Here is a 23,043-nt window from a genome sequence, read left to right on the forward strand (position 1 = left end):
CGCGCGTTGCTGCCTCCGGCGATGGACAATGGAAGTCTTCTCATATTTAGTACTGTGACGGAAATCTTCCTCCGAATAGTTTATCCAGCCAATCGAAAGCTTCTGAGGTATTTCCTCTAATGTAGGCTGACAGTGCGTTACCTGCTCGCGTGGATGCCGTCCTTGTCTTCGAGCGTGCTTCTTCTTCTTTTGCTGTTGATGAGCAAGGGTAGAATCTGCTGCCTGCACCTTTAGGATCGTTCATCGATGCTAAGTCGATGTTTTCCAAATATTCAAAGAAGCCGGCCGTGTCGTATATGTGACTGTAGGAAGCCTGGCTGCTCATGTACTTCGCGGCTCGCATCTCCAGGTAAAATGAAGAGATGGGTACATCGCGATAGTACTTCCATGCCTTCGCTAGGCGCGCCAACTTCTTGGCGCCTCCTGCTATGTTGCTTTGGCGATTTATCTCGTTCACGTACGCCAAATGCTCAAGAGGGGCGGATTCCATCCAGCCGCTCGAAGCTCCTGGTATCTCGTAGATGTAAACGCCTGCATCGCCCTTAGGCGTTATAAACGCTGGAATCACTTCCCAGGTCTCGTCACCTCCGGCAAATTCAACCACTACGGCCGGTCGACTGATTCGAACAGTCGTACTCGGAAAGCTTGAGCTCAGCGCATTTTTGACCCAGCCGAGAGCGGTGTCGGATGAGCCAGGCTGTGGGTTCCGTATGCTTGCTAGGAGGTCCACGTCACAGTGGTGTCGTACGCCTGTTCCGTGCTGAAATGAGCCAGTCTCTCGAAAGACCTTGATATCCAACGAATTTTGTAGCGACGTCTCTACTCTTTGGCGGTGCCGCGCGGAAGCAATCCTTTGCGACTCCAGTGGGGTAAGTCTCTCAAGAAAGTCGATAAATCCTTGATTCACTGTGCGAGCCATGTTGACTACCTCGATTCATGAGCCATTCTTCTGTTCGTCGACATTGTAAGTTTGTCCGCCTGAGGAGATGTTCTTTCCGGCCTTCTTGTATGCACCGCGACTGATCGGCTCTGCTGTTTTGTTCTGTTCATCGCGTCGTGCTGTTAGCTCCGCCAGTTGTGCTCTAGCTTCTTCGATGTCTAGTTCTGGTAAGTCAATTTCACGTAACTGCCTGCTTGCCGTTTGAATCTCAAGATACGCATTGGCTGCGGCGGATGCCTGATTCATCTTATGTGACGCGTTTACGGTTGTAAGCACTGCGCCAAAGCCTGAAGCAACTAAGGCAAGGATTCCTGCCACGATTCTGCCTGTTGTGTCGGCTAGTGCGGCTGCACCTGCTAATGCAGCTAGCACGCTAGCGGGAAGGCCCAAAATTAGGTTAACGGCTCGCCATCGTTTGGCTTGCTCAAACTGTCCCTGTGCACTGTACTTGGCACTTTCTTCGAGGCGGGATAGCTCCTCGTCAATCGCGTTACGTTTACGCGAAATCAGCGACAGTTCAGGCTCCAAGGTGACCCCCTGGTTCGATCGATGCAGGTGTCGGAGACTCGGCTCTAGCGGTTGCCGAAATTGGCTCTATGGGATCAAGGGCGCGCCGCCGCCGGGCGGCGCGCCGGGCGCGTAGGTAGCCCCTCGCCTGGGCGGCCGCGCCGGTTCCCGACACGGCGGGCTGCCGCTCCGCTCCGCCCACCGGCCGGGCGACGCGGCCGCCAGCGGGTCACCTTGCGCAGCGCCACCCAGCGGCAGCGCACAAGTCCCCATAGCCAACGTTGGCCCTCCTCAACGAACGTCGTGACATACCGGTCGTCGATGTATCGCCACCTGTTACGCCGAGTCGGGGGTCCCCCTTCACCCCGATGCCTGATCGTGACAACGGCCGGTAACACCGCGTCAAGGCTGGAAAGCGTGCCTTGACCCGATGCCACCGGCCGCGTGCTGGCTTCGTATCGGGATGAAGGGAGAGGTGTGGGCAGGGTTCGCCAGGCCGTCTACAGGCCGTCAGACGTCGGGTAGGGCCAAGATCCACCGAGAACTGTCGAGAGACGTTTCAGCAGCTCAGAGGCCGTTCTCAAGCATGATCGCCAGATGGGCCGAAACCGGCCGAGAGATCACCCAGATCTACGAAGGCACCAACCAGATCCAGCGCATGGTCATGGCACGCGCCCTGCTCAAGGGCTGACTTCATTCCCGCGTGAAGGCCCCCTTCCCTCGGCTCAGCCGAGGGAAGGGGGCCTTCATGTACTTACGGCTCATGTGATGGATCAGCCGAATGAGCCGTCGCCGCGGTCCGCGAAAGCGGTGCAGCCGTCGTGCTCGAACCGAACCATTCCATCGAAGATGGAGTGTGCGTTGGTGCAGGCGCCGTAGTCCTGGCCGAGTCGTCCGTGCAGGGCGACCCAGAACACGCATCCACCGCATTGCTCGCCGTGCGCTTCTCGGTTGAGGCGCTCGCGCCAGCGCGCGTGGCAGGCGCGGTTGAACTTCTCGTCGTCGCCCGACCAGGGCGGATTCATGGCGGGCACGGTGTCAGGTTAGAGACGCCGGGGGAGGCAGGCGATCGATTACCCCTCGGTGAGATGCTTCACGGAAGTACGGCGATCATGGACCGCCGGTGTCACTCTCGAAAGATGTTCTGGTTCGCACCGGTGTCGTGGACACCGCACGACGAGGCCGAGCTGATCGCCGGCTGGCGGTTGTGGCTCGAACTCGGGGATCGCACGTGGCCGTCGGCCGCGTGGGACGGGACGGCGGCCGACGTCGTCCGGCCGCTGCGTGAGCTGGTCTCGGCGTGCGACGAGATCGAGACGGGTTACCGCGAGGCCGTCGACGAGCCGTCGGAGGGGTTCATCCGGATCATCCAGTTCCTCGTGTGGACCGTCAGCACGGTGATCGAACTGTGGGCCGACGACGAGGTCCCGCTCGACGCCGAGCGGATAGCGTTGCTGCACGCCGATCTGGCCGGGTTCGCGGAGCAGGCCGAGCGGGTGCTCGAGGTGCTGGCCGTCAGCGGCGGCTGGACGGGTCTGGCCGCGGAGCACCGGCGGACGGGTCGCTGAGCGACTCCGGTTTCTCGACCCAGGCGAACTGCGAACCCGCCAGATACGCGATCAGCGGACGGTCCAGCGAGAGCAGGGTCACCGGGGTCCCGAACGGGTCTTCGCCAGGCGCGATTTCGTACCCCAGCTCGATGACGGACTCGTCCTCCTCGTCGGATTCGACCTCGTGGCGGGTGACACCGTTGTCGACCGACCACCTGCCATCGAGGGTGCGATGGAACTTCACGACCAGTGCGTCCGGAGTCGCCCAGGTGAAGCGTGACACCGAGAACCCGGTGCTCCAGCTCTTCCAGTAGAACCATCCGGAGCCGTCGCGGCGGAACACCAGGTCGACGTACTCGACGCTGCCCGGATGCAGGATTTCATCCGACCACAGGCCGGTCAGCCGTTCGTCCGTCACGGACAAGAGTCTGCCGTACGCCGCTTCCTGTCGGGTACCTGTCGATCACGCTCCGGAGGTGCCGTCGGAGGCGTCCGGTGCCCTACCGTGATCCGGGTAAGTTGAATATTCACCGACCAGAAAGCTGATACCCGATGTTCGCTCGTTTCAAGGATGTCGCCCTCCTGCTCGGCCGGATCGGTGTCGGTGTGGTCTTCCTCGCACACGGCCTGGAGAAGTGGGAAAACGGGATCGACGGCACCGCGAAGTTCTTCGAGCAGACCGGAATCCCGCTGCCGACGCTCGCGGCGATCTTCGCGATCGCGGTGGAGATCGTGGGCGCGATCTTGTTCATCGTCGGTTTCCTGATGCCGCTGGTGGGCCTCGGCTTCGTCGTGGTCTCCGTCGGCGCCCTGCTCTCGGTGCACCTCGACAACGGCCTCACTGGCCAGGGCGGTTACGAGCTCGTCCTCGTCCTGGCGGTCGCCGGGCTCGCGCTCGGCTTCAACGCCGGCAAGCTGTCGCTCGACCACGCGCTCTTCGGGCGCAAGCGTGAGGCGAAGCAGCTCCAGGACGCCTGACCCTCGAGATGAAGGGGCCTTCCGAAAGGCCCCTTCATCTCACGTCAGGGCTGGAGATCTGCCGTCGTCCGCTCGGCTTCGCGCCGGGAGGCGAGTTTGGCCGGATCCGCGTCGGTGACCTGGACCAGATGCGCACCCGCCGCCAGCGGCGTCAGGAACCCCGCGAGAATCCCTTCTTCGCCCTCCCACTCCACAGTGGACAGAACGCGATCTTCGGCGGACAGGCTCGCGGAAGAAGCGCGAGAGCGGGCTTCGGCGAGCACTTCGTCCACAGTGGACGGTCCTAGTGCCGGAGTGTCGCCGGGCACGGGGAACAGCGGGCTGAACTGGTCACCCGAAAGCCGGGCTTCGGTCAGGTAGTCCAGCGCCCCGTCCGGCACGGAACCGGCGGGCAGCCCGAGGCCCATCGGGTGCAGCGAGACGACGGCCGTGGCGGACGCGTCGGACGTGCCGCCCGGCGCGACGAACGCCACCCGCGCGCCCGCGGTCTCCGTCACCACCCTGGCGCCGCACCACCACGCGCCCAGCAGGACACCGGCGGTCTGCCAATGCGACGGCAGCACCACGGCGACCTCGTCGCCCGGTTCGACGTCGAACTCGTCGACCAGCCAGTTCGCCGTCTTGGCCGCCCAGTTCACCGTGGTCGCCACGGACAGTTCGACCCGGCTGCCCTGTTTGTCGTCGTAGTGCGTGATCAGCGGTTTCGCGGGCGACCCGAGCACGGGCCGCAGCAGCAGTTCGGTGAGGCTCACACCACGACGTTAGTTCACGCAGGGAACGCTCGACGCGGCGAGCACTCCAGCCGCGCCGGGAGCGCCGCCACCGCCGCCCCGGCCCGCCAGACCGGAGATGAAGGACCGCACGGCGGCGAGGTCGATCTCGACGACGCTCTGGCCGTCCGCGCTGCGGCCGTTGATGTTCACCACCGGGATGGTCGTGAAAGTCAGATCGCCCGACGCGATCCCCTTCGCCTGCTGCGCGAACTCCAGCAGGTCCAGCCCCTCGTCGAGAACGATCGACCGGCGCACGACGTCCATCAGGCCCGACATCGTCGACGGGCTGGTGAGCGTCCCCGCCGAAAGCACCTGGTTCAGCGCCGAGGACAGGAACGTCTGCTGCCGCACGATGCGGTCGAGGTCGCCGCGCGGCAGGTTCTTCCGCTGCCGGACGAAGGAAAGCGCCTCGCCGCCCGACACGGTCTGTTCGCCGCGCCGGAAGTTCGCGCCCGAGTCCTTGTCCTCGGTCGCGTGGTTCAGGCAGACCTTGACGCCGCCCAGCGCCTCGGTCAGCAGGTAGAACCCGAGCAGGTTGACCTCGGCGTAGTGGTCGATGCGGATCTGCGTCAGTTCTTGAACGGTCTGGACCAGAGCCTTGCGGCCTTCCTGGTCGGAATCACGTTCGAGTTTCGCCTGATCGGTTTCACCCCGATGGGCGTTCGCGTAGTTGGTCTTCGCGAAGCCGTACGCCGAATTGATCTTGTTCGGGCCGCGGCCGGGGATGTCGGTCCAGGTGTCGCGCGGGATCGAGACGCCGGACGGTTTCCCGCCGTTCTTCGGGATGCGCAGGATGATGATGGTGTCGGTGTTGACGCCCGCCTTCTCCTCGGTGCGCAGCTGCTTGAGCACGCGGAGTGGCAGCGGGTTGCCCTGCGCGTCGGTCCGCGCGTCGCTGCCGACCAGGAGGATGTCGGTCGCGCCGTCGTCGGCGGGCGGCGCGGCGGGGTCGTCGGGCTTGCTCAGGGCGTTCGTCGTGGGGACGTTGTTCTGCAGCTGGTCCTTGGTGACGTACGCGTAGCCCGTCGTACCGAGGGCGAGCAGGGACACGAGGCCGACCGCGATCCGCCGGGTGTACCGGCCGGCGCGGCGCAGCGGGCGCTCGGGCACGTCGAGCACACCCGAGACCGGCTCGTCTTCGTCCTCGGCGGGGGCCGACGGCTGGGGGAGTGGCGGATTCCGCGGGTACGGCGTCGGGACGAGCTTTTCGTCACTCTCGGTGTCCGAATCGACGTCCTCTTCGGACTTCGGTTCTTCGGCGTCCAAGTGCTCAGAACGGTCGTTGACGGTCTTGTCCTCGTCGCTCATCCCTGTTCACCTCCCCTGGCGCGGTAGCTGTTCGATAGTAGGAGAAGGCTAAGCCACCGTGAGGGTGGCCACGCTGAGTGCCCGGAATTAATTGACGCAGGGCACATTGCCCGCGACGATCGGCTTCGTGGTGGGCGCCGGAGCGCTGGCGGGCGGCTGAGCCGGCTTCGGGGGCTCCGACGTCTTCGACGGGGGCGTGGCCGTTCCGGCGGACGCGCCCTTGAAGTCCTTGCCGAGCAGGACCCGCACCTTGCCGGGCGCGACGTCACGGTCCGCCTCGGCCAGCACCGCCGGGCCGAAGACCTGCTTGATCAGGGCCAGCGCGGCTTCGTCGCCGGGCGCGTGCCGGACGACCGTCGAGTTCCGGGTGCTGAGCTTGGTATCGGCCGCGAGTTTGAAACCCTTGCCCTGCAACAGGTTCCGGGTCTCGGTGGCCACCGTGGGCGAACCGGTCCCGTCGAAGAGCTCGACGGTCACCGCTTCCGCGCCCGGCAGGGTGGCCGGGGTCTCGGACGGCGCCGGCTCGCCCTCGGAAGTCAGGCGGGCGACCTCGGCCTGCACCTGCGCCGGGTCGACGCGGAGCACGGCGGCACCGCCGATGATCGCGTCGCCCTGGGTCGGGATCGTGTGGAATTCGACGTTTCCGCTGGTCAGCCCGCGCATCTGGGCGGCGAACTCCGGCAGGTCCCAGCCTGCCGACAGCACGACCGACTTCTTCACGGCCTCGATCAGGTCCGCGATCTTCGCCGGGTTGATCAGGACGTCCGACGAGAGCACCTTGTTCGCCAGCCCGGACAGGAAGGCCTGCTGCCGGGCGATTCGGTCGAGGTCGCCGTTCTGCAGGTCGTAGCGCTGGCGGACGAACGCGAGCGCCTGGACGCCCTCGACGGTCGACTTCCCGGCGGGCAGGTCCACGCCGGACTTCTTCTCCTTGACCGCGTTGTTGAGGCAGACCTCGACGCCGCCGATCGCCTTGGTGATCTCGTAGAAGCTCGACAGGTTCACCTCGGCGTACCGGTCGATCATCTTCGGCTTGCCGATGAATTTCTCCAGCGTCGCGATCAGGTTCTTGCGGCCGGCGTCCTTGGCTTTGGCGTCGACGTCCTTGAGGTCGGTGTTGCCCTGCTGCTGCAGCGTCTTCGACGTGTCGTTGTAGGCGTACACGTACGCGCTGTTGAGCCTGTGCTTGCCGAAACCCCCGGCGATCTCGACCCACGAGTCACGGGGGAAGGAGATCGCGACCGCCTTCTTACCGTTCTGGGGGATGTGCACCAGGATCATCGTGTCGGTCTGGCGCTCGCCGTCCGAAACACCGGCGTGCAGCATGTCGAGGACCTCGCGCGGCAGCGGGTTGCCCTGGGCGTCGGTGCGGCTGTCCTGGCCGACGAGCAGGATGTCGATCGCGCCGTCCAGCGGTTTCGCCGGGGGATGGCCGTTGTCCTCGAAGATGTTCGTGGTCGCGAAGCCCCGGGACGGGTCACCGATGAACTGCCAGCCCCACCAGGTCAGCGCCAGGATCGTGATCGAGACCAGGCTGAACACGACCTTCACGCCACGGCGGGCGAACACCACGACGCCGCCACCACGGCGCGCCGGAATGGGTGGCCCGGGCCACTCGGTCACGTGCGGTCCTCCACGAATCTCCCCAGGGCACACGCGTGCCTCGTCCATGACTCTACTGAGTCTCGTGTTAGACGTCCGTAGGCTGGTGAAAGGTTGCCCCGGTCGTGACACACTCGGCCGGTCATGAAGGAGCAGAGGGAGGATCGCGGCATGCGAGTGCTGGTCACCGGTGGCGCCGGGTTCATCGGGTCGCATTACGTCCGGCAGGTGCTGACGGGTGCGTACCCGAGCTTGGCCGACGCCGAGCTGATCGTGCTCGACAAGCTGACCTACGCGGGCAACGAGGCGAACCTGGAGCTCGTGCGCGAGAACCCGCGCTACCGGTTCGAAAAGGGCGACATCTGTGACGCCGCACTGGTCGGTGAGCTGATGCGGGGGATCGACCTGGTCGTGCACTTCGCCGCCGAGTCCCATGTGGACCGTTCGATCGCAGGCGCGGCCGACTTCGTGCTGACGAACGTGCTCGGCACGCAGACCCTGTTGCAGGCCGCGCTGGAGGCGGGGGTCGGCAAGTTCGTCCACGTGTCCACCGACGAGGTCTACGGCTCGATCGACAAGGGGTCCTGGGACGAGGACCACGCGCTGGAGCCGAATTCGCCGTACTCGGCGTCGAAGGCGTCCTCGGATCTGCTGGCCCGTTCGTTCTTCCGCACGCACGGATTGCCCGTCTGTGTCACGAGGTGCTCGAACAACTACGGTCCGTACCAATTCCCCGAGAAGGTCATCCCGCTCTTCGTGACCAACCTGCTCGACGGCAAGAAGGTCCCGCTCTACGGCGACGGGCTCAACGTGCGTGACTGGCTGCACGTGGACGATCACTGCAACGGCATCCAGCTCGTCGCCGACGGTGGAAGGCCGGGAGAGGTCTACAACATCGGTGGTGGAACGGAACTGACCAACCGCGAGCTGACCGAGCGGCTCCTGGCCGCCGTCGGCGCCGGCTGGGACAGCGTCGAGCCGGTCGTGGACCGCAAGGGGCACGACCGCCGGTACTCCGTCGACATCACGAAGATCTCGCGGGAGCTCGGTTACGCGCCGCGGAAGTCCTTTGAGGACGGTCTGGCCGAGACGGTGGCCTGGTACAGCGGGAACCGATCGTGGTGGGAGCCGCTGAAGAAGCGTGCGGGGGAGTGAAGACGTGCTGAGCATTCTCGTACCGGGCGGATCCGGGCAACTGGGGCGTGATCTCGCGGCGCTGGCCGCGGACGCCATCGCCGTCACGGCCCCGTCGTCCTCCGAGCTGGACGTGCGCGACACCGGCCAGGTCGTCGCCGCGGTGACCGAGCTGGCCGGCCGGGCGCGGGCAGCGGGGAGGTCGCCGGTGGTGATCAACGCGGCGGCCTACACCGCGGTCGACGCGGCGGAAACCGACGAGGAGCGGGCGTTCGCGGTGAACGCCGACGGTCCCCGGGTGCTCGCCGCGGCGTGCTCGTCGCGCGGAGTGCCGCTCATCCACGTGTCCACGGACTATGTGTTCGCGGGCGACGCGACCTCGCCGTACGAGACCGGTGACCTGCTGGGCCCGCTCAACGCCTACGGCCGGACGAAGGCCGCCGGGGAGGACGCGCTGCTCGGTTCGGGTGCCCGTTCGTGGATCGTCCGGACGTCCTGGGTGTACGGGAAGACCGGGTCGAACTTCGTGGAGACCATGGCGCGGCTGGAAAAAGAGCGCGACGAACTGTCCGTAGTGGACGATCAGACCGGTTCGCCGACCTGGTCCCGCGACCTCGCCGCGGGCCTGCTGGAGCTGGCGGGCCGGGTCGCCGCCGGTGACGGGCCGTCGCAGCGGGTGCTGCACTGCACGGGTGGCGGGTCGACGACGTGGTGCGGGTTCGCGAAGGCGATCTTCGCGGAGCTGGGCGCGGATCCGGCGCGCGTGAAGCCCTGTACGACGGCGGAGTTCCCGCGTCCGGCGGCGCGCCCGGCGTACGGGGTGCTGTCGAACGCGTCATGGCGCGAGGCGGGCCTCACGCCGCTGAGGGGCTGGCCCGAGGCGTTGAAGGCCTACTTCGCTTCCTGATCTCTCGAAATGCGGGAGGTCAGTGCTTAGTGCTCGCCTGGCGGTAGGCGGCGACGGTGAGTTCGGCGCACGCCCGCCAGGTGAAGTTCGCGACGTGCGCGCGGCGCGCGGCCGAAGTGGCGACGGCGTGCGGGTCGCTGACGGCGATCCGCAACGCCTCCACGAGCCCGTCGACGTCCTCGTAGGGCACCAGGCTCGCGCAGTTCCCCGCGACCTCGCGCAGCGCCGGGATGTCCGTGCACACCACGGGGACGTCCGACGCCAGCGCCTCCAGCACCGGGAGCCCGAAGCCCTCGTCGCGCGACGGCAGCACCAGGGCACTGGCCCCGGCGACGACGCGCCGGAGGTTCACATCCGACAGATACCCGACGTGGCGCGAACGAGGGCCCACCGCGAACGAACCAGGACCGACGAACACCAGATCCGGCAGATCCGGTGCCGCCTCGTGCGCCTGCTGGAGCCAGTGCAGGCCCTTCCGGGGCCCGGGGGCGCCGGCGAAGAGCAGGTACTTGTCCGGGAGTCCGAGTTCCTTGCGGCGTTCCGGGTCCGGCGGGCGCGCGGTGAACCAGGCCGGGTTCACGCCGAGCGGGGTCACGATGATCTTGCCGCGGTCCACGTCGAGCCGTTCGGCGACCTGGTCGGCGACGGCGTTGGTGGGCGTGCAGATCGCGTCCGCGAGCCGGGCGCCACGCCGCACCAGCCGCGGCAGTTCGTGATCGCTCGGCGCGAGCTCTTCGGGAGCGTCCAGGAAGGCCAGATCATGGATGGTCACCACGCCCGCGGCGCGGAACCGGCCGGGCAGTACGAAATTGGTGCCGTGCACGACATCCGTCGGCCCGGCGAACAGCTCCACCGGGGGCAGCTGCGAACGCAGCCATGCCTTGCGCAGCAGCCGCGCCGCCACCGGCATACCGCGTGCCCGGACGCCGTGCGGCAGCACGTGCCGCAGCCTTCGCCAGCCGCGCAACGTGAACGCGACCGCACGAGTGTCCACTTCGGACATCGAGGCGAGCTCTTCGGACAGCGCGACGGTGTACCGGCCGATACCCGTCCTGGCACCGAGCAGCGGGGTCCCGTCGAGCAGGACGCGCAAGGGGCGGTCAGCCACGGCCGAGCCTCTGCTTGGCGACCTTGACCACGCGGCCGCCGACGCGGCGCGCGAGCTCCTTCGGGCCGCCGTCGGCGAGGTACTCGCGGATCAGGTCGACGTCGCGGCGCAGCATTTCCTTGCCCCGCACCGGTTCGGAGACCACGAGGTCGCTGGAGCCGGGCAGCCGGTCGGCGGCGGGGCGCGGGTTCCGGCAGAACTCCACCAGCGGTTTCAGCGCCTCCGGCCAGGCGTAACGCCGGGCGACCGCCGCCATCCGCTCGACACAGCCCGCGGCGAACTCCTCGTCGTACAACGCCTTTTCGAGCGCGTCGGCGAGCGCGTCCACGTCCTCGGCCGGGACGACGACGCCGAGCCGTTCCTCGCGGACCAGGTCGGCGAACGAGTCGCCGTCGGTGGTGACGATCGGCAGCCCGGCCCACAGGTAATCCAGCACCCGGGTCCGGAACGCGAAGGTCGTCTCGACGTGCTCGTAGTGCGTGGTGACGCCGCAGTTCGCGTCGAGCAGCCAGTTCTGGCGCTCCTCGTAGGGCACCCACTGCTGGTTGAAGAACACGTGCTTGCCGGTGAGGCCGAGCGTGTCGGACAGCAGCATCGTCCGCGCGCCGATGTCCATCTCGGTGACCTCGGGGTTGGGATGCTTCATGCCGAGGAACACCAGCCGGACGTCGCCGCGGCGCTGCCGCAGCAGTTCGATCGCGCGGACCAGGGTCAGCGGGTCGAACCAGCTGTAGACGCCGCCCGCCCACAGCACGACGTGGTCGGTCTCGCCGATTCCGTCCAAAGTGGACCGGAGTCCGGGGCCGGTGCGCACCGGGGCCTGCGACGGCAGGCCGAACGGGACGATCGACAGCAGCGATTGCGTGGTCGGGTCGGCGTCGTACAGACGCGGCGACAGCCTGCCCATCGCGGCGAGGTGGCCCAGCCAGAAGTGGCGCTGACGGTCCGAGGCGCAGAGGAAGAAGTCGCCGCGTTCCAGTTGCGCGTCGAGTACCTTGGTGACCCCGATGAGGTCCAGTGCCCGTTTGTCGTCGGGAACGCCCTTGCCCTGTTCGAGCAGTTCGAGGTGCATCGGGTCGTACAGATCCGCGACCACGATCTTGTGCGCGTACTGCTTCTTCAGCGAGGGCGCGAGTTCCAGGACGTGGCCCTGCAGGACGATGATATCGGCCCAGGCGATCGGCGTCTCCAGGTCACGCCGGGTGGCCGCGCTGACCCGGAACGCCGCGGGCGGCGGATCGGCGAGCGGATTGACCGTCACCAGGTGGACGTCGTGCTCGGTGGCCAGCGTCGCGGCCATGTTCCACGCGCGGATCGCCGGGCCCGCCATGCGTTCGGTGATCGCGTCGCCGGTGATCACCAGTACCTTGCGGCGCTGGCCGAAGAGCGCGTCGATACCGAACGTCTCGACCAGGATTTCGTGCGCGGCGAGATAACGAGGCAGCGGATATGCGGGCTCCAATGCCTTGCGCAGCAAGGGAAGCAGATCGGCGTCGGTGCGGACGCGGGCGGCCTGTTCGGCGGCGCGCGACTCGGCGAGCGAGGGCAGCAGTTCGACGAACTGGTCGATCGCCAGCACACCGGCCAGCGTCGTCCTCGGCACCTCGACCGGTCCGGTTTCGGCCGGGCCGACCCCCTTGGCGAGATCGAACCGGGTGGCGTCGAGGTCGCCGCGCGCGGTCGCCCGGCGGACGGCCAGCGCCAGCGCGGCGGGCAGCGCGCGCGTCAGCGTCTCGTCGGAAAGGTTCTTGTACAGCGCCGCCAAGGCGTTGCGCTCCAGCAGGAACGTCTCACGACCGGAGTCTGGAGCGTCCACTGTGGACATCGTGGCGTGGTGCCGGTGGTAGGTCAGCGACTCCGGCACGTAGCGCACGCGCCAGCCGCGCAGGTTCAGCCGCCAGCCGAGGTCGACGTCCTCGTAGAACATGAAGAACCGCTCGTCGAAGCCGCCGAGTTCGGCGAACACCCCGGCGCGGACGAACATCGCCGAACCGGTCGCGAACAGGACGTCCTTGGCGATCTCGTGTTCGGCGGCGGGGACGTCGGACAGCGGACTGCCGGCGTGGCGCTTGTAGCCCATGCCGAACCAGGTGAGGCCGGCGTCGACGAAATCGGTGCCGGTGCCGTCCCAGTCGAGGACCTTGCTGGCCACCGCGGCGACGGTCGGCTGCGCGCGCAGTTCGGCCACGGCCGTACCGACCCAGCCGGGAGCCGGGCGGGCGTCGTTGTTGAGGAAGGCGAGGACGGTGCCCGTCGCGTGCCGCGCGCCGAGGTTGCAGCCGCCCGCGAAGCCGGAGTTCACCGGGGACTCGACGAGCGTGACGCCCGGGGCAGCGGCCTTGATCTCGGCCACGTCGGTGCCGCCGGAGGCGTTGTCGACGCAGATGACCTCGAGGTTCGGGTAATCGTGTTCGGCGAGCGCGCGCAGGCAGGTGACGGTGTCGGCCGCTCCCCGGTAGTTCACCACGATCACCGAGACGACCGGTTGCGTTTCCCCCTGCGCCAAAGCCGTACTCCCTGCTCTCGATTGGGGCAAGCTTAATTGCCCGCCCACGCGTCCCAGACCGCGCCTCGGCCCAGTGTCGCCCGGCGCCCGATGGCCCGCCGCTCGAGCAGCGTGCGCGGCAGCCGGGCGGCGACGGCGCCCAGCACCCGGCACCGGAGGCTCAGACGGAAGTTCGGGGCGTCCGGTTTCCCGCGGAGGGGGAGTATCGCGGTCAAGATCGTGAACTTCACCAGCTGACGGACCGCCACCGCGCGCGGAGCACACCGCAGGAGGGTCAGCAGGCGGTTGCGTTCATTCCACAGGTGGAACGGGACCGAACCCGGCCGGGTGCTCGCACCATGCCGATGGGTGACCTCGGCATCGGCGCCGACGACGTCCCAGCCCGCCAGCCGCAGCCGCCACGCGGTGTCGGTGTCCTCGTAGTAGCAGAAATAGGAGGCCGGGACGCCGCCGACGGAACGGAGCGCCTCGACGTCGAGCACGGCCGCGCCCCCGCAGAAGCCGAAGATCTCGTCGGCGGGTTCCGGCAGGTCGGCGCCGTGGCCGTCGGCGGTCAGGCGGACGCCGGTGGACTGGACGGTCCCGTCGGCCAGCGTCAGCCGGGCGCTCACGGCCGCGGCGAGCGGAGCCTTGGCGAGAGTGTCTTCGCAGGTCGCGAGCCAGTCCGGGGCCGGGGCGGCGTCATCGTTCAGCCAGGCCATCAGCGGGGTGCCGACTTCGTCCAGCGCGGCGGCCATGGCGCCCGCGTAACCGGTGTTGTGCCGCAGCCGGAGCACCTCGGGCTTCGACGGATGGGCGGCGAGCAGGGCGGCCGTTCCGTCGTCGGAGGCGTTGTCGACGACCAGCGTCCGATGCGGGCGGGTCTGCGCGGCGAGCGCGTCGAGGCAGGCGGTGATGTGCGCGGCGCCGCGCCAGGTGACCACGACGACGGTGGTGCTGGTCATGCCAGAGAGAATAGAGACCATGCCCGAACTGGTCGTGCTCGCGGAGCAGCTGCTGGCGCCCGTCCCCGGCGGGACCGGCCGCTACACCGGCGAGCTGCTGCGCGCCCTCGCCGAGACGGCGCCGCCGGGCTGGACGGTGTCGAGCGTGGTCGCGCGGCACGCCGACATCGACGCGGCGATCGTCGAAGGAGTCGCGGGGCCGCGCGTGCTGCCGATCCCGCCCCGGGCGCTGATCGCCGCGTGGCAGCTGGGCCTGCCGTGGTGGCCGGGCGGCGACGCTGTCCACGCGCCGACACCGCTCGCGCCCGCCCGCGTGCCGAAGGGGCGGACGCTGTCGGTCGCCGTGCACGACACCGTGCCCTGGACGCATCCCGAGACGCTGACCCCGCGCGGCGTCTCGTGGCACAAGGCGGTGATCGCGCGGGCCGCCGTGCGGGCGACCGCGCTGACCGTGCCGACGCAAGCGATTGCGGACGAGCTCACCGCGCTGGTCCCGGTCTCGGTGCCGCTGCGCGTGATCCCGCACGGTGTCCGGCCGCCCGCCGGGTTCGCCGAGGTCGCGCTGCCGGAGCGGTACGTGCTCGCGATCGGGACCATCGAGCCGCGCAAGGGCCTCGACGTGCTGATCGACGCGGCCGGCCGGATCGGGGTGTCGCTGGTGCTGGCGGGCCAGCCGGGCTGGGGCGGCATCGACCCGGTGGCGCTGGCGCGCGAGCACGGCGCCGACGTCCGGGTGCTGGGGAAGGTGAGCGACGCGGAACTGGCGTTCGCGTTGCGGGGCGCGTCGGTGCTGGCGATGCCGAGCCGGGCGGAGGGATTCGGGCTGCCGCTGATCGAGGCGATGGCGGCCGGGGTGCCGGTGGTGCACTCGGACGTCCCGGCTCTGGTCGAGGTGGCCGGGGGAGCGGGCGTGACGGTCCCTGTCGGCGATGCGCAAGCGCTTGCGGACGCCCTTCGCGACGTACTCGACCGTCCGGAGCGTGCGGCAACGCTGCGTGACAGCGGCCTCGGCCGTTCGAGTGAGTTCACCTGGCAGCGCGCCGCTTCCGCCGTCTGGGGTCTTCACCTGCGGCAGCGGGTTGCTTGACCGGATTCAGCCGGAGTTTTCCTCGCGCGGCGGCAATCTGTCGGTTCCCCACCGCGGACCCAGGGCACCGCCGTACCCTCCTAGGGTGACCGATGACCCTCGCGTGCTGATCGACGCGACCGCCGTCCCCGCGGACCGGGGTGGCGTCGGACGTTACGTGGATTCGCTGGTCGCGGCGCTGGACGAGGACGGCGCGCGGATCACCGTCGTCTGCCAGCCGCGGGACGCGGTGCTGTACGACCGGCTGGCGCCCGGCGCGCGGATCGTGCCCACCTCGCCGTCGACGTCGACCAGGACGGCCAGGCTGACCTGGGAGCAGGCGACCCTGCCCCGGCTGGTCCGGCGGCTTGCCGCCGACGTCGTCCACTCCCCGCACTACACGATGCCGCTGGCCAGCCCGGCCGCTTCGGTGGTGACGCTGCACGACGCGACCTTCTTCACCGACGCGGTGCTGCACTCTTCGGTGAAAGCGCGCTTCTTCCGCGCCTGGACCGCGACGGCACTTCGCCGCGCGACGCTGTGCATCGTGCCGAGCATCGCCACGGCCGCCGAGCTGGAGCGCGTCGGCCAAGTGCGCAACGCGGAACTGGAGATCATCCATCACGGTGTCGAACCGGACCGGTTCCATCCGCCCTCGCCCGCCGAAATCGAGGCGGCGCGCCAGGCCGTCGGGCTCGGGAAGACTCCGTACGTCGCCTTCCTCGGCGCGCTGGAACCGCGCAAGAACGTGCCCGCGCTGATCCGCGGCTTCGCACACGCCGTGACCGGCAGGCCGAACCCGCCGGCACTGGTACTGGCCGGGCAACCGGGCTGGGATTCGCAGGTCGAACGCGCCCTCGACGCAGTACCGCACCGGCTGCGCGTGATCCGGGCCGGATATCTGCCGTTCGACACGCTCGCCGGCTTCCTCGGCGGCTCCGAACTGGTCGCGTACCCGAGCCTCGGCGAGGGATTCGGGCTGCCGGTGCTGGAGGCGATGGCGTGCGGCGCGGCCGTGCTCACGACCCGGCGGCTTTCGCTGCCGGAGGTCGGCGGGGACGCGGTCGCCTACTGCGGGGTCGGCGCTGGAGACGTCGCGGCGGCCATCTCGGAGCTCCTCGACGATCCGGCTCGACGGGCGGAGCTGGCCGAAGCCGCGCTTCGGCGGGCGAAGGAGTTCTCGTGGGCGACGACCGCGGAGCGGCATCGGGAGGCTTACGCGAAGGCCTGGCACCGGCATGCGCGGCGGCGGGCCGGCTGACCATCGCTTCCGGCCTCGTGCGTGTCGGGGAGCAAGGGACCTTTGCTACCGCCTCCGGCGGGGTCGCGTTCGATGCCGAGGTCGTGTCTCTGCCGGGGAGCCGCATGCGGCTCGTGGGGTATGCTTGAGGTGCGAGGCCCCGGTGGGGCCGAGTATGAAAGCCCGTGACGCGTCCGGACGGTCGTCTCGCGGGCTTTTCGCCGTTCAGGATTCGATGATCGAGTCGATGAGCCTGCTCGCTCTTCGGCGCCAATCACCGCCCGCGCCGAAACACCAGCCCACCGCGTCGGAAATCCACAGCAGGGGTTCGGCGGTCGAATTCAGATGTTCGTAGGTGAGCTCGGTCTTGGACGGCCGGTGGCCGAGGGCTCTCTGCATGGTCTGGCGATCGTGGAGATCTCGATGGTCACGCGAGTCCAGAACCAGCCGGTGAGCGTTCTTGGCGAGTAGGTCGGTGACAGCGCGTTCGAGGCATTTCTGTCTCGTCACTTCCTCTGTTTTCCGGGTGCACGAGCCCAGGTAGATGGCCGTCGTGACCTTCAACGCGGCTATACGGTCGATCAGTTGCCTTCGCCGGGGTTCCTTTTCCTTCTTGAAGTGCAGTTCCCGTGCTCCAGGAAGCAGCAACGAGCTCAACTCTCGTCGCGAGGGCGCGAGCTGTGCGGGGGCGACCAGGGTCATGCACAGGAGATATCGCTGATCTCGCACCGATTCGTCGATGAAGGCGTGCACGGGCATCGGTCCATTCTGCCCGGCGACGATCACGGAGCGAAGCGGGGTGCACACGTGCAGTTGCGACCGTGCAACCCTAGGCGTCGGGGTGGGTGCGGCGCGATCGCGTTCGGTGACGGGTGGACAATGGCCGCGTGACTGAGCACCCCAGCTACGGCGACGGGCTCGCCGTCGTGACCGTGACGTACTTCCCCGGCGAAACCCTGGAGAAGTTCCTCGACACGCTCGAGAAGGCGACGGACCGGGACGTCCAGGTCGTCGTCGCCGACAACGACTCCACGGGCGACGACGCGCTGGACAAGGCCGCCCGCCGGGACAACGTCAAGCTGCTCAGGATCGGCGAGAACGTCGGTTACGGCACGGCCGCCAACCGGGGTGTCGCGGAACTCGACGACAGTTACGGCTGGGTCGCCGTGGTGAACCCGGACGTCGAATGGGAACCCGGTTCGCTCGACGCGTTGCTCGAGGTGGCCGGGCGCTGGCCGCGCGGTGGCGCGTTCGGGCCGCTCATCCACGATCTCGACGGCACCGTCTACCCGTCGGCGCGGCTCCTTCCGTCCTTCGGCCGGGGGATCGGGCACGCGGCGCTCGGCAAGATCTGGCCGGGCAACCCGTGGACGCGGCAGTACCGGCAGGAGACCGGCACCCCGGTCGAGCGCACGGCGGGCTGGCTTTCCGGGTCCTGCCAGCTGTTCCGCCGCGAGGCCTTCGACTCGGTCGACGGGTTCGACACGCGCTACTTCATGTATTTCGAGGACGTCGACCTCGGTGATCGGCTGACCCGCGCGGGCTGGCTGAACGTGTACGCGCCTTCGTCCAGTGTCATGCACATCGGCGGGCACTCGACTTCGAAGGCTTCGGCGAAGATGCTGCGCGCACACCACGACAGCGCGTACCGCTACCTCGCGGACCGTCACCGCGGTCTCCTGTGGAAGCCGGTCATGCTCGCGGTCAAGGCCGGTCTCGCGCTGCGTCTCAAGCTCGAAACGCGCCGGAAGTAGCCGTTCCGGCCACCGGAATTCGCGCGACTCGGCTGCCTGCCGTCGTTACCGTCGGTGCATGGACTTCGCCGCACTCGACACCTGGCTGACGGAACGCGCCGGAGAGGACCGCTTCTCCGGCGTCGTGCTGATCCGGCGCGGAGACGAGACACTGTTCGAACACGGATACGGCCTGGCCAGCCGACGCTGGTCGGTGCCGAACGCGCCGGACGTCCGGTACGACACCGCGTCGATCACCAAGGTCGTCACCGCGATCGCCGCACTGCGGCTGGCCGACGAGGGACGGCTGGACCTCGACCGCCCGATCGGCGAGCTCGTCGACCTCGCCGGCACGGCGATCGCGACCGGGGCGACGACGCGGCACCTGCTCACGCACACGTCCGGGATCGCCGACGACGCCGACGAGGAAGCCGGCGAGAGTTACGAGGCGTTGTGGGTCGACAAGCCGGTGTACTCGGTGGTCCACACCCGGGATCATCTGCCGAATTTCGCTTACCGGGCACCGAATTTCGCGCCGGGCGAGGGCTGCCGGTACTGCAATTCGGGATACGTCCTCGCCGGGCTGGTGATCGAGGAGATCACCGGACGGCCCTATCGCGACCACGTCCGCGAGGCCGTGCTCGACCGAGCGGGGATGACCGATTCGGGTTTCTTCGACCGCCGTGATCCGGAGCCGAGGGTCGCCGAGGGCTGGGATCCCATCCTCGACGGTGAGCGGGTCACGGGCTGGAAGCAGAACATCTTCAGCTACCCGCCGATCGGTTCACCCGATGGTGGCCTGTGCTGCACCGTCGGCGACCTCGTCCGGCTGCTGCGGGCGATCCGGGAGGAACTGCTCCTGAGTCCTGCGCGCACGAAGGAGTTCCTGACGCCGCAGGTGCTTCACCGCAGCGGCGTCTGGTACGGCTTCGGCCTCGAATTCGTCCTGGCATCGGACGGCTCGGTGCGGCACTACTACAAGGACGGCGGGAACGTCGGCGTCTGCTCGCTGATGCGGCACTACCCCGCCGAGGAGCTGGACGTCGCGATGCTGTCCAACGCCACGTACGGCGGGGGAGCGGCGATCAAGGAGATCGACCGGGTTGTCCGCGCTTCCTGAGAGGCACGTGATGGAGCTAAATACCGTCCAGGCGGCGTGAGAGGTTCGACCGCCCCGAAGGGTTCTGCTTCACCGTCGGCACCAGGCCGCCGACCTCGTTCTCGACGGTCTCCGGCTCCGGCTGCTCGATCAGCGGGCTCTGCACCGGCGCGGCGGGCGGCCGCCGGGTGAGCGGGGTCGTCGCCTGCGGCAAAGGCCTGGTCTGCTGCGGAGCGCCGGGGCGGCGCGGGTACGGCTGCGGCTGAGTCGAGCCTTCGCCCCGAGCCGGTGGCAGGTCCAGCCGCGTCGTCGGTTCGGGCCCCGCGAGCGGGTGATCGTTCTCGGCGATCAACGAAGCCGGTAGCTGAGTGGTCGTATCCGGGTCCGAGGAACGGTCGATCTCGGCGACCACCGATCGGGGGATCTGCTGGGTGTTCGCGGAGTCCATCGGAGACGTCGCGTTGTCCGGTGTCACGACGAAGGCTCCACGCGCGCTTGCGCGTGCGAGCAAGGCGTCCGCCCGAGCACGGGGGTCCATTCCCCTAGGCCTCCCGACTGACCTGGGGCCCTCTGGGATCAGGGCCGACTGTGTGTTGTCTAGGGTAGGCCCTAGGTGCGGCTGCCGTCAGCAGACCCGCAAACGTCTTCCGACAAAAGTTGGCGGGCCGCCAGGTCTCAGGCTTCCATGTCCGAAAGGATCCGGGTGCTGGAGTCGGCCTTGTCCGTGCCGCCGATGCCGTAGATCATCGAGATGTTGTTGCGGGCCCCTGCCTCGACTTCGTCTGCCGGGAGCTCGTCGACGTTGCGCCGGTCGCCGCCGTTGCAGAACTCGAGCTCCGTGTCGGGGTACGCCGCGCGGATCTGGTCGAACGACTCGTTGATGCCCGGCCCCTGCTCGACGGCGACGTACACGTCGTCGACGATGCGCAGCGCGCGGACGATCCGGGCGCGGACGTCCTCGGTCTGGATCACCCTGCCCTTCTTGAGGACCTGCTGGTGATCGTTGTTGACGATGACGATCAGGTAGCCGGACCGCGCCTGCGCGGCCTCGAACAGATCGAGGTGGCCCTGGTGGAGCGGGTTGAAGTACCCGCTGACGATCGAGGCCTTCGCCGGTCGCTCGGTCATCGTCGGTGTCCTCCATAGGCTTACGGGTTCAGGTGGCCCGCTCACCCTAGCCGAGTGCCGGGTAGGTTCGGTGTGTGCGATTCCGTCCTGCCTTCGAGCTGGACCTGGACACGGTTCTGGGCCCGCTGAGCCGTGGCTCGAGGTCGCCCAACGTCGTCCGCACCGAGAGCGGGGTCACCTGGGTGGCCGCCAACACAGCGGACGGCGCGGGCACGCTCGCGCTGCTGCGGCGCGCGGACGGCGAGATCGAGGCGGAGGCTTGGGGGCCCGGCGCGGACAGGCTGCTCGAAGGCGTTCCGGCGATGCTGGGCGCGCACGACGACGACTCCGAATTCGTCGCGCACCACGACGTCATCGCGACGGCGCGCCGCCGCAACCCGGGGCTGCGTCTCGGCTCGACCGGCCGGGTGTGGGACGCGCTGGTGCTCGCCGTGCTGGAACAGAAGGTGACCAGCACGGAGGCGCTGCGGTCGTGGGGCGAGCTGTGCCGCTGGTTCGGGGAGCAGGCGCCGGGGCCGGGCCCGGCGCGGCTGTGTGTGCCGCCGACGCCCGTCGCCATCCGATCCATTGTGGACTGGAAATGGCATCGCGCCGGGGTGGACCTGAAGCGGCGGACGACGCTGATCGCCGCGGCCCGCGTCGCGTCGCGGCTGGAGAAGGCTGTGGAACTGAAGGGTGTCGAAGGCCGGGCCTGGCTGCGGAAGGTGCCCGGCATCGGCGTGTGGACCGCGGCGGAGATCGCGCAACGCGCCTGGGGAGACCCGGACGCGGTGAGCTTCGGCGACTACAACATCCCGTCGATGGTCGGGCACGCGCTGGTCGGCACGAAACTCGACGACGCCGGGATGTCCGAGGTGCTGGCGCCGTATTCACCGCAGCGGCAGCGCGCGGTGCGCTACCTCTCGACGGCCGGATTCCGCCGCCCGAGGTTCGGTCCGAAGATCGAACTCCGCGACTACCGCGCGATGTGATCGCGCTTTCGCCGCATTCGGTCCTCTGAATGCGGCCGTCAGTTGCCCCAGCCTTGCGGCGGGTAAGGCTGCTGCTGGCTCGGGTACTGCGGCTGCTGCTGCGGGTACTGGTGGTACGGCAGAGCGGGCGGCTGCGGCTTGCTGTTCGACTTCACGAGGAAGTAGATGCCGACGCCGACCCCGGCCAGGATCAGGGCGCCGACCACCAGTACCAAGAGGAAGACCATGCCGAGAGCCTAACCGGAAGCCCTGTCGCCGACCCGGTGGTGGGATCCGGGCTCAGTGGGCGGGGCGCTCCCGCAGCCGCGGGTTCGTCCGGTAGGCCGCGACGTTCGCGGCCAGCGCGGCGTCGACGATGGCGATCGCCTCTCCCTGACTCAAGCCCAGCTTTCGGGTGATGGCGGCGTACTCGGCGGCGGCCTTCTGGGCCAGCTTCCGGTTTTGGTCCCCCGAGTCCCCGACGAAGGTGCCTGCCCGGCCACGGGTTTCGATCAGGCCGGCCTCTTCGAGTTCACGGTAGGCCTTGGCGACGGTGTTGGGCGCGATGCCGAGATCTTCGGCCAGTTTGCGGACTGTCGGAAGCTTCGTGCCGACCGGCAGCGTCCGATCCTTGATCTGGGCGGCGAACGCTGAACGCACCTGCTCGTACGGGGGGATCGGTGAGTTGGTGTCGACGCTGATGATCACTTCGTGCTCCTGGTTCTGGCTCGCGGCCGATCAGAAGACCGCGTTTCCCGGTGGTGGGGAGTCCAGCGGTGCCCGGTGAAGCCGGACTACGAGCGTAGCGAGCAGGCTGATCGCGAGGCTCCCCAGGACGTAGACCCACAGCCACGTGGCGAACTCCTGTATCGCGGAGGCCAAGGGGATGGCCAGTAAGACCCCGGCGGGCACCAGGGGCAGTTGCGCGTCCTTCTTGCGAAGCATGTCGTCGGTGCGCAGGGAGAGCTCGTCGACGGCCAGGCTGGGCTGCCTGATCACCTGCCGGGCCAGTGCGACGGACAAGACGCCGAGGACGGCGATTCCGCTCGCGTAGGTGAAGCCGACCAGCTGGTTTTCGGCGGACTCGGCGAGGAAACCGATGGTCAGGCCGAGACCGATGCCACCGACGGAGCTGACCAGCCACAGCGTGACCGTCCCGGTACCGGCCACCTCGCGCACGCCGAGTCGCTTTCCGTGCGCGATCCGGCGTGGCACCGATCGTGCCAGCCGCTGTTCCGCCTTGCGTATCCGAAGGGTCGCCCACCAGACAAGACCGGCCAGGACGACGAAGGTCACGAGGATCGCGATGAGAGAGGCCGATTCGGAAAGTCTCGGCCACTCCGCTTTTCGGCGTGACATGAGTTCGGGGACGGTCCCCGAGCGTTCGAGGAAGAAATCCTGGCTCAGGAAGAACCAACCGCCCCACGTGGCCCCGAGCAGGGCCAGTGCCACCCCGGCCGTCTGTGCCTTGATCCTGCTCCGCAGCTTCATCCTGGTCAGCTGAAGCTGCTGGGATTCGTCGAGAATCACCACAGCGCCCCCTTGTATCAATGATCGTATCGCCATGATG

25 protein-coding genes are annotated in these 23,043 nt (G+C 68.2%); 9 read left to right on the forward strand and 16 right to left on the reverse strand.

Features of this window, described 5'->3' with window-relative positions:
• Positions 1-46 precede the first annotated feature (46 nt).
• The 3 genes from ACZ1DY_RS05570 to ACZ1DY_RS05580 all read right to left on the reverse strand — a co-directional run bounded on the left by ACZ1DY_RS05570 (position 47) and on the right by ACZ1DY_RS05580 (position 2,472).
• On the reverse strand, positions 47-919 hold the full coding sequence (locus ACZ1DY_RS05570; RefSeq protein WP_465483777.1) for an SMODS domain-containing nucleotidyltransferase: 873 nt from the start codon (positions 917-919) through the stop codon (positions 47-49).
• A 15-nt stretch (positions 920-934) separates the two neighbouring features.
• Positions 935-1,468 carry an SLATT domain-containing protein gene (locus tag ACZ1DY_RS05575; RefSeq protein ID WP_465483778.1) on the reverse strand — a complete coding sequence of 178 codons (534 nt, stop codon included), beginning with the start codon at positions 1,466-1,468 and terminating at the stop codon, positions 935-937.
• A gap of 752 nt (positions 1,469-2,220) precedes the next feature.
• Complete coding sequence (locus ACZ1DY_RS05580) at positions 2,221-2,472, reverse strand: DUF3027 domain-containing protein (protein ID WP_465485829.1); 252 nt, start codon at positions 2,470-2,472, stop codon at positions 2,221-2,223.
• Between the two features lie 114 nt (positions 2,473-2,586).
• Here ACZ1DY_RS05580 and ACZ1DY_RS05585 point away from each other — a divergent pair, with 114 nt between their 5' ends.
• Positions 2,587-3,015, forward strand: coding sequence for a hypothetical protein (locus tag ACZ1DY_RS05585; RefSeq protein ID WP_126735164.1), 429 nt, complete (start codon positions 2,587-2,589; stop codon positions 3,013-3,015).
• Here the strand turns inward: ACZ1DY_RS05585 and ACZ1DY_RS05590 are convergent.
• A complete protein-coding gene (locus ACZ1DY_RS05590; RefSeq protein WP_465483779.1) occupies positions 2,963-3,415 on the reverse strand; it encodes a hypothetical protein in 453 nt (150 codons plus the stop codon). The two genes, ACZ1DY_RS05585 and ACZ1DY_RS05590, sit on opposite strands and share 53 nt — an antisense overlap.
• A 134-nt stretch (positions 3,416-3,549) precedes the next feature.
• On the opposite strand from ACZ1DY_RS05590, the gene ACZ1DY_RS05595 reads away from it, so the two are divergent.
• Positions 3,550-3,975 (forward strand): DoxX family protein, encoded by a 426-nt coding sequence (locus ACZ1DY_RS05595; protein ID WP_465483780.1) that lies wholly within the window; start codon positions 3,550-3,552, stop codon positions 3,973-3,975.
• 44 nt (positions 3,976-4,019) lie between these two features.
• Here ACZ1DY_RS05595 and ACZ1DY_RS05600 read toward each other — a convergent pair whose 3' ends face one another.
• The 3 genes from ACZ1DY_RS05600 to ACZ1DY_RS05610 all read right to left on the reverse strand — a co-directional run bounded on the left by ACZ1DY_RS05600 (position 4,020) and on the right by ACZ1DY_RS05610 (position 7,679).
• The gene (locus tag ACZ1DY_RS05600; RefSeq protein WP_465483781.1) at positions 4,020-4,727 is read right to left on the reverse strand and encodes a TIGR03089 family protein; all 708 of its coding nucleotides are present in this window, start codon (positions 4,725-4,727) and stop codon (positions 4,020-4,022) included.
• A gap of 9 nt (positions 4,728-4,736) precedes the next feature.
• Positions 4,737-6,056, reverse strand: coding sequence for an LCP family protein (locus tag ACZ1DY_RS05605; protein WP_257489087.1), 1,320 nt, complete (start codon positions 6,054-6,056; stop codon positions 4,737-4,739).
• An 87-nt stretch (positions 6,057-6,143) separates the two neighbouring features.
• On the reverse strand, positions 6,144-7,679 hold the full coding sequence (locus ACZ1DY_RS05610) for an LCP family protein (protein ID WP_257489086.1): 1,536 nt from the start codon (positions 7,677-7,679) through the stop codon (positions 6,144-6,146).
• A 150-nt stretch (positions 7,680-7,829) separates the two neighbouring features.
• Between ACZ1DY_RS05610 and rfbB the strand changes: the two genes are divergently transcribed.
• Positions 7,830-8,813, forward strand: a complete 984-nt coding sequence (rfbB, locus tag ACZ1DY_RS05615) for a dTDP-glucose 4,6-dehydratase (RefSeq protein WP_465483782.1) — start codon at positions 7,830-7,832, stop codon at positions 8,811-8,813.
• A 4-nt stretch (positions 8,814-8,817) separates the two neighbouring features.
• Positions 8,818-9,699, forward strand: a complete 882-nt coding sequence (rfbD, locus tag ACZ1DY_RS05620; protein WP_257489084.1) for a dTDP-4-dehydrorhamnose reductase — start codon at positions 8,818-8,820, stop codon at positions 9,697-9,699.
• Positions 9,700-9,718: 19 nt separating this feature from the next.
• Here the strand turns inward: rfbD and ACZ1DY_RS05625 are convergent, their stop codons facing one another.
• The 3 genes from ACZ1DY_RS05625 to ACZ1DY_RS05635 are packed head-to-tail and all read right to left on the reverse strand — an operon-like array spanning position 9,719 to position 14,257.
• Positions 9,719-10,807, reverse strand: coding sequence for a glycosyltransferase family 4 protein (locus tag ACZ1DY_RS05625; RefSeq protein WP_126735159.1), 1,089 nt, complete (start codon positions 10,805-10,807; stop codon positions 9,719-9,721).
• A complete protein-coding gene (locus tag ACZ1DY_RS05630) occupies positions 10,800-13,313 on the reverse strand; it encodes a glycosyltransferase (RefSeq protein WP_465483783.1) in 2,514 nt (837 codons plus the stop codon). Before ACZ1DY_RS05630 ends, ACZ1DY_RS05625 begins: the two co-directional genes overlap by 8 nt.
• A gap of 32 nt (positions 13,314-13,345) precedes the next feature.
• On the reverse strand, positions 13,346-14,257 hold the full coding sequence (locus ACZ1DY_RS05635) for a glycosyltransferase family 2 protein (protein WP_465483784.1): 912 nt from the start codon (positions 14,255-14,257) through the stop codon (positions 13,346-13,348).
• A 19-nt stretch (positions 14,258-14,276) separates the two neighbouring features.
• Here ACZ1DY_RS05635 and ACZ1DY_RS05640 point away from each other — a divergent pair, with 19 nt between their 5' ends.
• Both ACZ1DY_RS05640 and ACZ1DY_RS05645 read left to right on the forward strand, forming a co-directional pair.
• Positions 14,277-15,344, forward strand: coding sequence for a glycosyltransferase family 4 protein (locus ACZ1DY_RS05640; protein ID WP_465485830.1), 1,068 nt, complete (start codon positions 14,277-14,279; stop codon positions 15,342-15,344).
• Positions 15,345-15,447: 103 nt separating this feature from the next.
• Positions 15,448-16,584, forward strand: coding sequence for a glycosyltransferase family 4 protein (locus ACZ1DY_RS05645; RefSeq protein WP_126735334.1), 1,137 nt, complete (start codon positions 15,448-15,450; stop codon positions 16,582-16,584).
• A gap of 204 nt (positions 16,585-16,788) precedes the next feature.
• On the opposite strand, the gene ACZ1DY_RS05650 is transcribed toward ACZ1DY_RS05645, so the two are convergent.
• Positions 16,789-17,322, reverse strand: a complete 534-nt coding sequence (locus tag ACZ1DY_RS05650) for a hypothetical protein (RefSeq protein ID WP_257489081.1) — start codon at positions 17,320-17,322, stop codon at positions 16,789-16,791.
• Between the two features lie 128 nt (positions 17,323-17,450).
• On the opposite strand from ACZ1DY_RS05650, the gene ACZ1DY_RS05655 reads away from it, so the two are divergent.
• Both ACZ1DY_RS05655 and ACZ1DY_RS05660 read left to right on the forward strand, forming a co-directional pair.
• Positions 17,451-18,317 (forward strand): glycosyltransferase family 2 protein, encoded by an 867-nt coding sequence (locus tag ACZ1DY_RS05655; RefSeq protein WP_257489080.1) that lies wholly within the window; start codon positions 17,451-17,453, stop codon positions 18,315-18,317.
• A 58-nt stretch (positions 18,318-18,375) separates the two neighbouring features.
• The gene (locus ACZ1DY_RS05660) at positions 18,376-19,416 is read left to right on the forward strand and encodes a serine hydrolase domain-containing protein (protein ID WP_465483785.1); all 1,041 of its coding nucleotides are present in this window, start codon (positions 18,376-18,378) and stop codon (positions 19,414-19,416) included.
• A 16-nt stretch (positions 19,417-19,432) separates the two neighbouring features.
• On the opposite strand, the gene ACZ1DY_RS05665 is transcribed toward ACZ1DY_RS05660, so the two are convergent.
• Positions 19,433-19,933: a hypothetical protein gene (locus tag ACZ1DY_RS05665; protein WP_185927248.1), complete on the reverse strand. Its 501-nt coding sequence runs from the start codon at positions 19,931-19,933 to the stop codon at positions 19,433-19,435.
• A gap of 137 nt (positions 19,934-20,070) precedes the next feature.
• Positions 20,071-20,523, reverse strand: coding sequence for an adenylyltransferase/cytidyltransferase family protein (locus ACZ1DY_RS05670; protein ID WP_257489078.1), 453 nt, complete (start codon positions 20,521-20,523; stop codon positions 20,071-20,073).
• A 74-nt stretch (positions 20,524-20,597) separates the two neighbouring features.
• On the opposite strand from ACZ1DY_RS05670, the gene ACZ1DY_RS05675 reads away from it, so the two are divergent.
• On the forward strand, positions 20,598-21,494 hold the full coding sequence (locus tag ACZ1DY_RS05675; RefSeq protein WP_465483786.1) for a DNA-3-methyladenine glycosylase family protein: 897 nt from the start codon (positions 20,598-20,600) through the stop codon (positions 21,492-21,494).
• Positions 21,495-21,532: 38 nt separating this feature from the next.
• Here ACZ1DY_RS05675 and ACZ1DY_RS05680 read toward each other — a convergent pair whose 3' ends face one another.
• From ACZ1DY_RS05680 to ACZ1DY_RS05690, 3 genes are read right to left on the reverse strand one after another with little or no spacing between them, the layout of a single operon-like run.
• Positions 21,533-21,721, reverse strand: coding sequence for a hypothetical protein (locus ACZ1DY_RS05680; RefSeq protein ID WP_126735153.1), 189 nt, complete (start codon positions 21,719-21,721; stop codon positions 21,533-21,535).
• 52 nt (positions 21,722-21,773) lie between these two features.
• The gene (locus ACZ1DY_RS05685; RefSeq protein WP_257489077.1) at positions 21,774-22,181 is read right to left on the reverse strand and encodes a GntR family transcriptional regulator; all 408 of its coding nucleotides are present in this window, start codon (positions 22,179-22,181) and stop codon (positions 21,774-21,776) included.
• Between the two features lie 30 nt (positions 22,182-22,211).
• Complete coding sequence (locus ACZ1DY_RS05690; RefSeq protein ID WP_465483787.1) at positions 22,212-23,006, reverse strand: hypothetical protein; 795 nt, start codon at positions 23,004-23,006, stop codon at positions 22,212-22,214.
• Positions 23,007-23,043: the final 37 nt, after the last annotated feature.

The organism is Amycolatopsis sp. PSD-21, from assembly GCF_055561455.1.